Annotated in this window: 6 protein-coding genes; all 6 read right to left on the reverse strand. The window is 45.1% G+C overall.

What is annotated here, in order from left to right; translation table 11 throughout:
* Positions 1-36: 36 nt before the first annotated feature.
* A complete protein-coding gene (locus tag PY364_RS09870; RefSeq protein ID WP_275522172.1) occupies positions 37-1,044 on the reverse strand; it encodes a hypothetical protein in 1,008 nt (335 codons plus the stop codon).
* Between the two features lie 5 nt (positions 1,045-1,049).
* A complete protein-coding gene (locus tag PY364_RS09875) occupies positions 1,050-4,301 on the reverse strand; it encodes a hypothetical protein (protein ID WP_275522174.1) in 3,252 nt (1,083 codons plus the stop codon).
* A gap of 22 nt (positions 4,302-4,323) precedes the next feature.
* The gene (locus PY364_RS09880; protein ID WP_275522176.1) at positions 4,324-5,034 is read right to left on the reverse strand and encodes a hypothetical protein; all 711 of its coding nucleotides are present in this window, start codon (positions 5,032-5,034) and stop codon (positions 4,324-4,326) included.
* Between the two features lie 21 nt (positions 5,035-5,055).
* Positions 5,056-7,365, reverse strand: a complete 2,310-nt coding sequence (locus tag PY364_RS09885) for a hypothetical protein (RefSeq protein WP_275522177.1) — start codon at positions 7,363-7,365, stop codon at positions 5,056-5,058.
* Between the two features lie 69 nt (positions 7,366-7,434).
* The gene (locus PY364_RS09890) at positions 7,435-7,875 is read right to left on the reverse strand and encodes a hypothetical protein (RefSeq protein WP_275522178.1); all 441 of its coding nucleotides are present in this window, start codon (positions 7,873-7,875) and stop codon (positions 7,435-7,437) included.
* A 385-nt stretch (positions 7,876-8,260) separates the two neighbouring features.
* On the reverse strand, positions 8,261-8,518 hold the full coding sequence (locus PY364_RS09895) for a hypothetical protein (RefSeq protein ID WP_275522179.1): 258 nt from the start codon (positions 8,516-8,518) through the stop codon (positions 8,261-8,263).
* Positions 8,519-8,733 lie beyond the last annotated feature (215 nt).

Here is an 8,733-nt window from a genome sequence, read left to right on the forward strand (position 1 = left end):
CCAAGAATTGCGGATTCAATTTAACTGCTAGGAGCATTAATTGGGAGCGACAAATCTGTTAGTTGAAATCGGGGTTGTGCTGCTGTCATTCGGTTTTCCCAAATAGCCACCGCCGGGGAGCATCAGCATTCCCGCCTGATAGCTGGCTTGGTTTCCAGACGCTGTGCTGCCTCGGCGCTCTCCCGTATTGAGCGCGGATATTTCCTTAGCAGCTTGCGACAGCAGCACATTATTAATGGCCCGATCTGTGCGAGCTTGCTGAGCTTCCTGTAAATTTCGCATCTGGACTTGTGCGCTTAATGCAGTCTGTTGCGAGAGGTTTTGGAGAATTTGTTGAGTAACATCGAGGCTCTGGGATTCTTCGCCCAATTGGATGTTTTGTTCGGTATCTTGGCGAGTGGCTTGTAATACTTGGAAGCTGTTGTTTTGAGCTTCTTTGCTGAGGGTTGCTCCGTCAGCTATGCCGATGGCGGCGCTGCGCTGAGCTTGAGCGTCTAAGTCAGACATGATGTTATATGAACCTTTGCCGTCTAATTTGCTCGATTTAGTTTCGAGTAAATCTGACAGTTTTGTTCCTTCTGTCTGGGATGTTGGAGCTTTAATAATTTGGCTGCTGACTTGGCTTAAATCGGGAATTTGGATGGCTCCGAGAGAGGAGGACAGGAGTTCGTTTAAAGAGCCAAATAGCTCGTTTTGCACGAAACCTTGGATGTCGCCGATAAAATCGTTGACTTGTTTGAAAACATCTTGAATGGGTGCTAAGAAACTTCCCGCAGTTGCGGCTGAAGCTTTCACGGTCGTTTCGGGTGTATTTGGCAGGAAAATGTTTTGGGCTGGAGCTTTTACGGTCGTTTCTTGTGTACCGGGTACGAAAACGCTTGGGGCTGGAGTTTTTACAGTCGTTTCTTGTGTACCGGGTACGAAAGGAGGAGTTGTTTGAGCTAAACTTGGCCTGACTTGAACGATTAATTCCAAACTGGCTAACAGGGAAACTGCTGCTAGTTTTGTAGCAGGTTGCTGCATTAATTGAAGTTGATATTTCATGGCAGTTATTTTGGTGTTTTTGCAAAAACTTGAGACTTGTTACTGCGAACGTCGGATGCTACTTTTGGCTGAGGATTGGCAGCTATGGTGGCAATTTCTAAATTTTGACCAATGTGGTCGAAGCCTTTTCCTTCTTTCACCGCTGCAATGTATTCTTGGGTGAAATGCTTTAGCCCTTGAAGCTGCCCTTTGAGGGTAGGAGGGTATTGAGCCATGATGCGATCTCGGGCTTCTTTTTCATTTTGATTGTTAGCAACTGATGCCAACATCATCTCTCCGGGGTAGAATCGCGATCGCCAAAATCTTCCTCCTTTCTCAATCAGCCAGCACGAGTAGAGGTCAGCAGCCCTTGGCAGAAAAGATTCCGTTGCATTTGAACTGATAATTTGCGGGTCGTACCCTAAATATTTGTGAGCGGCTGCTACCCCAGAATTGGTGATTCTGCCGGTAATTCGGTAGACCATATTTTGCAGAATTTGTGCTCCTGCCGAACATTCGCAGATAGCATCAAAATCTTGGCTTAATAGCAAGACAGCTATGCCATCTTTTCTGCCAGTGGCGCAAAGTTCGCCAACAACTGATGCAAAACCATCTTTTTTGAGTAGGACGCTCAATTCATCTCCAATAAATAAGCTTTTGGGGTGAGAAAGAGCGTTGCGGATGCAAGCAGCATGGGCGTTAATTGCCATTAAATAGGCATCTTGTTCGTTAGAGAGTCCCGATAGGGCGAAGAATTTAACAGCCGGTTCTGGGGAAAATGTGCTGGGCTGACCGATGGCTTTTCCCAAGCGGGATGTTAGCAAAGCATTTCCTTGGCTGAGGATTTGATTGATGGCTAGCCTATCCAGTTCTTCAAAGGACTTAAGATTGAGCCTTTCTTTGCTGCAAAATCTCAGTAAGTCTTGGAGAGTTGGTATTTGCTGCCATTCTGGGGATTGCCAACCTTTTTCAAATGCTTTGTTGTACCGAGCGATGATTTCTGGATCTCTAAGGTACATATCGAGCATTCGTAGGATAATTGAATCGACCCGCTGGGCTAAGTGGGGGTTGTGAATTTTGCCCATTGCGATCGCCACCACAGCTTTGCGGATAAATTCTTTCCAAGATTCCATTCTTCGTTCTCTTTCAGCTTTGTCGAACTTGCGGAGATCTGGTGGTTCTACTAAATTGCTAGACCCTTGGCTGATGTCGTAATATGCGCCTTGGTCGCCCAAAAGTTCGATGGCGGTTTTGAAGGTACTGTTACCGCCGCTGCTGATGTCCATCCCGACAACAGGGATGTTATTCGCTAAGGCTTCAAGGGTAAAACGCCAGCCCAAAACGCTTTTGCCTGAACCCGATTCGCCAGTAATTAAAGCACGGCTAATTTGGTTGTAGAACAAGTCGATAAAAATTGGCTTTCCGCCTCGATGGGTGATAAATTCAACTCCTTTTTTATCCAAGTCGCGGGGAACTGTTAGCGGCAGAATTCCAGCGGCAGTTTCAGTGTCGAGGGTGAGGCGGCGTTCGCTCAAAAATGAACCGCTATGCAGCAACCATTTCCAAGTAATCGGTAGGCATTGCAGCCAAATATCCCAGGCAACGTTCCGCTCGCGGATGACTTTCGCAGTTCCAAAACTATTAGAGAGTACGTTGCAGGCTTGGCTCAATTCTTCCGCTGTGTTTCTGTACACTAAAAAGGCAACGGCTGCATTTAGAGGTACGGCTCCTTGGTAAAGTCGGCGCTGGGCATCAAAAGATTCCTCCTGTTTAATTTCAGCGCCAATATCGCGCCCTTGCCCTTTAGTTATCGCTCGGCTACTAGCGGCTTTTGCTCCTTTCGCTTGTCGGGCTAAGTTATCATTAATTACAAGGGAATTTCCAGCGCTAATTTCTATCCAAGCTTCTGTATCGCGGACGTAGCTTGAGGACATTACCTCCCAAATCCATTTCAATTGCTGGCGGGTATTAATCCAGCCTGCGGGCGCGTCATACATTGTCAGAACAGCGCATTCTTTTCCCTTGCCGGTGAGATAGACGCGGTTGTTGGTCTTGCGGTGTTCGGGGCAGGAGGATACGCCATTCGTTCCTTCAATTAAAACTGTACAAATGTGTTTGTCAGTTGTCTTAATTTCGCTGAGTTGATAGCCAGAATGGGTTTCTTCAAGTTTAACAACTTGAGGGATTTGCGGTGGTTTACTGCTGTTAAATCGCAGCCACAGCCACTCCCAAAGTTCTGAGGAATTCATAGGACTAATTTCTAGTCCCATTTTGGTATTTAACAGAATTTCCCAGCGGAGGAATCCTTGTTCAAAAGAGTTGAGAAGCAGCTTGGTGTAAAATTGCTCTCTGTAAATTCGGGTGTTACCTGCAATGGTTTCCACAATGGAATCGCACAATTTTTTAACTCCATCAATGGCTTTGCCAATGAAATCCCTGGAGATGGTTTCGCCTTCGTTATCGGCAGTCCAAGTACAGAAAGCAATTTGCTCCCATACCTGTCTAGTGCCTTGATGAGTTTGTTGTTGGAGGCGGCGCTGTTCATTTCTGAGCAGTACAGATACGGGTTGGAGTTCAGCGGTGTCAGCTAGTTGTTCTAATTCTTTTTGCCGAGCAGCATCGCTACTGTAACAACCGGTGCAGAAAGTGATTTTTTCACTGGCTGGGATGTCTTTCATTCCTTCTTCAAGAGAAGCTGCAAATGCTGATACTTCGCTCCTAAATAGTAGGTTATGAAGTCCTCGGAGGCGGAATCCAAATACCAGTTGGTAGCTAGTCCCGTTATTGAGGAGCATCCCAGATACTTGCCTGCCATCTTTTTCAATTTCCACTAAACAACAGAGATTAATTTCATTTTGGAAAGGCATAAATTTGCTCCTTCCCCCATATTGATTGGGTACAATTTTGGGTTTCAATTTGATGCGGATTTGTGAATCGTAAGGTTTGCCTTGGATGCTAGGAGGGCGCAGGGAAGAGATGGGAGAAATATAGAAGCTGTCGCCGCTACACCACTCATCTCCGGGGGGCTTGCGGAATTTGTCAGTAAAGAGGTGGGGTTGATTTCCTGTGAGGAGCCACCAGCTTACAATTAGCCAAAGCGAGACAGTGAAGAACCAACCCAATCCCAGGCTAAATAGACCCATTGTTAAGGTGTAGGCAATGGCGGTTAAGAAGCACCAAGGTAGAATTTGATTGGCAGGTATGAACCCGATACTTGCTTGTTTGCCCAGGATTTTATTGACTCTGATAAAGTCTTTTTCGGGATCTCGTAAAGCCATTGGTGACTCCTTTTTTTTAGTTCTAAAAGGTCAAAGTTGTAATTACTCCCAGCGGTGGCAGGTTGGGGGCAAAACGAGCTGTTGTACCGCTGCCGTCGCCGACGAATAAGAAGGTAACAACGTCTATGGCAATTACAATGCCGAAGGCGAGGGCAATTTGGGTGACAATTGGCCGCCAATCGTTGCCTTGCTGCGCTTGGTTGTAAGCGAATAAAGCTGCGGCGGCTACTAATAAGAGAAATACGCCTCGAATGGCATTGAAAATTAAAGCGATGGTTGATTCGTCAATAGCTGTACCTCCTCCGGCGGCTCCAGCTTCGGTTGCTAGATTGGTCATAAATGCTTGGAGACCGCTTAGAAAAATGGCTTGGGCTGGGGTTTGAAAGTTATTCAGGAACATTGTGACTGTGATGACAGCAACGGCTAAGTGCCAGAAGCGAATTTTGCTGCCTAGCAGTTTTTCGAGGATGGGAACGCTGCGGGCAATTTGCCACAGTCCGAAGAACAGCAGAGATGCACAGCTAAATACGCTGACGAATAAGGGTTGGACAAGAGTTAGATAAATGGCTGCAATTAGGCAAATTGCAATGAAGGCTAAATCGGCGTTATTGAGTTTGAATTTACGCATGAATTTGCTAAAATGGCTGCGGCGTTTGTGGATAATGCTTTGGTTAGCAACGCTGGTGCGATCTCTATGAGAGTGGTAGTTGTTGTGTAAGTAATCGTTTTGCATTGGATTTGTCCTCAAAGTGGTTTAAGCTTGCAATTCGTTGCTGTCTTCTTGCGATCGTTCTTTGCGTTCTGGCGAGGTATAGTTGTAGTCTTTAGATGCGTGAGACTCTCTAAATTGGGTTTTTTGTGGCTCTGGGGAGCCGACTACAGCCTCCATTTCTTCAACAGCAATGTGGCACTGTCGAATGTCTGGCGGCTTTCCTTTGACCAGTACGGCATCGAACACTTGTGCGTCACCTTGGCGGGGGTCAGTTCCGATCAGTTGTTTTGACCCGTCCGGCAGATCCAGTATTTCAAATTCGTATTTGACTGCCCCTGGAGTGCCGTCTTCGCGACGCGATTCTCTCCAAGGAAACACTGGATCTTTTTCCCCGCTGAAGCGTTTGGGGAAGGTGTCTTGAAACTTTTCAACTAAAGCTTGGGCAGTTGCTAAATTGTTATACTCTGCTTCCGATTGAGGCAATTTGAAAATGGCTTCTTTTTCTTCTGGAGTTAGCTTGTCCCCCGGCTCAAATTTCCAGCGTTCTTCTTTCTTGGTTCCTGAAAAAAGTTCGCTATTATCGCTGCCTTTGACGACAAGTTTAACTTCGTTGTTTTCAGCAGTTACATATAAGCTGCCGCCACCATCAAAAGCAATTCCCGATCGGGGAGATTGCCCTGTAGCGAAAGCATAATTGACTAAGCAATCTGCCACAGTTTCTCGCTGTTGTTGTACTTTTGTTTGAGCTACCATTTTGCTAAGAAGATCCTCTGGTTCGCCTTCCTCTTCGTTGATACTGTTAACTGTGGGCTGAACTTTTTGGCGAGCTTCTGGCACTTTTGAATTAGGATTAAATTCTGATTCAACAGGCATTTTAATGGTCATTTTCTGCTCCAGTTTGTCAACGATGCTTTCCAGGCGATCCAATCTTTTTGAGAGGTTGCCTAGATAGTCTTGGATTTGGTCTAGCTGTTCGCTGATGCTGGTATTTTTATCGAGCTGTAGAGGTCTAGATTTCTGGGAGTTTGGGTTAAGTTTGCTCTCTAGGTCGTCAATTTTTTTGCCAATTTGATCTGCTTTGGCTTCGGGATTGGTGATTTTAATTCCCTTGGCAGTCTTGGCTTCAATGTCGGGATCTATTCTCTGAGGCTGGCTCGTTTCCAGTTCCTCTGGTTCAGTTGCAGCAGGTGGTTCTAATACCTGCTTAGCCCGTTCAGCAAGTTTTTCTGTGCGTGTATCTATTGCTTCGATACCTGCAATGACATCAGCTTGTTTAGCACGAGTAGCAACTCGGTCGGTGCGAGTGTTTAATGAGTCAATTTGTTCGAGAATTTGTTCGAGTTTTTCTGCCTGTTCTTTTTCCCTTGCTCGTTCAATGTAATCAATTAGTTCTCCAATAGTTTTGGCTCCAATTAGCCCCATTAAAGAGGCAGTTTGGACGGTTAAGCCACTTACGGTTAATCCGTTAATTTCGCTTCCTGTAGCAGCGACATTTCCACCTTGGCGTTCGGTTTCTTTTAGAACAGTTTCAAGGGTGTCGAGTAAGGGATATTTTGGTTCGGAGTTTTTAGGCAGTTGTTGTTTGATTTGTCCGTTATTATTTTGAATGCTGCGATTTTTAGCGATATTACCCAAGACACCATTGGGAATAGGAGCATCCTCGCTATCGGATAGTAACTCGTCAATATCATATTCTTCCTCCTTTTGGGGCGTTTTGCTGGCAGTTTTTTGAGAAGTTGTTGGCTTTCCTAGCTGCTGTTTAGACTGGGATGATTTGCGAGTTGAGGTATTGTGGCTGGGAAGGTCTGTATCTTCTTCTAAATCAGTTAAGTCATCCTCCAATTCATCATCAAGTTCTTCATCAAATTCTTCGGAAATGCTGTCCTCCTCTAATTCATCACTGGCATCCAGCCCGATTAAGCCCATAATTTGGGATGGAGTATAGTAATTGTTATTGTTTTTGGTTTCAACGTCAGCCTGTTTCAGATTTTTTACTAAATAAACACCGCTGGTTCTCTGGCTGGGGTCTTTAGTTAAATAGAAAACAAAGCCAGACACTTCACCTTCTTTTCCTTCAGTAACTAAATCCATGCTGACACTAGCTTTCTGATTGCCAGATTCATTGATTCTGTCAGGTCGTTTGTTGAAGGATTCAACGAAGTTTTTGAACTCTTCCCAGTCCTCAATGCCGCCTTCTTCTTGGATTGCTTCTATGGCAGCATCGAGGGTTTCCTGAATGTGTTCTAGTTTTTTGACGTGCTTGGGATCTGTGGCTGTTAGGACAGACCAAGTACGCTTTGGGGCAGAAAATTGTCTTTGGGAGTTGGTTTTAGTTGATAGTTTGGCTGCCATTTTTTCTCACCTCCTATATTGATGCAATTGTTAGGTTCGATGTTGAACTTTTAGCTGTGCTTGAGATTGTCAAAGATGACTATTGGCTAGTTGCGCGATTGTTTGATTGGGTGTTTCTTCGCGGGTTTCGCTCAAAAGTTCTGTTCTGATTTTCCCTCTTAGTTCTTGGTGATATTCGCCTAGCATTCGGCTGAATTCTTGCAGAACTTCTAGGCTTTGTTTGGGTAACTTTCCTGTTTTTACTGCTGTCTCTACACCTCTGGTCATTTGGCAAATGTGTATGCTCATTTTTCGCAGTTGGGCACAAGTTCCTTCATTGATAGGGGGGACTGTGTGGTTAAGGCTAAAAGCGCGTTTACGCAAGTAGTCTGACAGGCTTTTTTCACCTGCTTCTGCGGCACGTTTCACTAAATCTGCCTTTTCAAAGGTGGTTAGACGTACTCGGACGACTTCAGTTTTTCCGTTGGGTTTGTCAAGTTGGTTTTTGGGGAGAGTTGCAGTTGTAAGCACATCAATTCTCTAGGGCTAACTAATGGTTTATTAAGGCTAAGTTGAAGAGCAAGGGATTAGGTTTGAGCGGTGATTCATCCATTGCTTTCATTGATTCAATTGTCAGCAATTCTGTTGGAGATGAGCCTGTTTCTTTCGGTTTATGTTTTATTAGGTCACAAGTTGCATTAGTGAGAGGCTACTAGAGCAGTTTTTATCATCCAGATGGCTGATTCGAGGGTGGATACTGCTGTCTGGATTGCTTGTAGCTTTTGACTGTGATGTTTTAAGGCTGTAAATTGCATCATTGTTGAGCATGGTTTACAGCCCATCGTGCTTTGTTGTTGAGGACGGCTATTCGCGATCGCCGTCGCTCAACAAAGTGTCAATATTTCGTGCTGGAAGTTTAAGCAAGTCTGAGTTGATGTTCCCAGAAGAAGTGTTCTGTGTTATCTCGGCTGCGACACAGGTACTTCCAAATGTCCAAGTCTGTGTCCATTACTAGGCCCATGACGATATAAGATTCTTCATTGTCTGTCACCGTATCCCCAAATTTGAAATCGGGTTGCGCCCAATAGTCAGGCAGGGCGATCGCATTCGGTTCAGGGGCGGTAGCAGTGGTTGGATGCGATATTTCAGTCGCCGCGTAGTGTTTTTGTGGCATTTGGTCAATTTTAAGGGTAAGCGATCGCCTTGCTTGCTGGCGGTAGCCAGAGGAGAGCTATTCGTTAGCTACTTGTGCTGAAGCAAAAATATAGCAAATTCCATGTATCTGTGGTACACTATGTTCAGTAGCGATCGCAGAAAAAATGAAACCTTATTTGATCGAGTTTCGCCAAAAAATAGTTAAAGCCTATGAACAAGGAGACACATCAATTC

It is taken from the genome of Kamptonema sp. UHCC 0994 (assembly GCF_029167235.1).
In the GTDB taxonomy this organism is placed as follows: Bacteria; Cyanobacteriota; Cyanobacteriia; order Cyanobacteriales; family Microcoleaceae; genus Kamptonema.

What these genes read in the sequence shown, in the direction of transcription:
- PY364_RS09870 (WP_275522172.1), bottom strand. Translation starts at nt 1,044, where the DNA reads ATGAAATATCAACTTCAATTAATGCAGCAACCTGCTACAAAACTAGCA.
- PY364_RS09875 (WP_275522174.1), bottom strand. Translation starts at nt 4,301, where the DNA reads ATGGCTTTACGAGATCCCGAAAAAGACTTTATCAGAGTCAATAAAATC.
- PY364_RS09880 (WP_275522176.1), bottom strand. Translation starts at nt 5,034, where the DNA reads ATGCAAAACGATTACTTACACAACAACTACCACTCTCATAGAGATCGC.
- PY364_RS09885 (WP_275522177.1), bottom strand. Translation starts at nt 7,365, where the DNA reads ATGGCAGCCAAACTATCAACTAAAACCAACTCCCAAAGACAATTTTCT.
- PY364_RS09895 (WP_275522179.1), bottom strand. Translation starts at nt 8,518, where the DNA reads ATGCCACAAAAACACTACGCGGCGACTGAAATATCGCATCCAACCACT.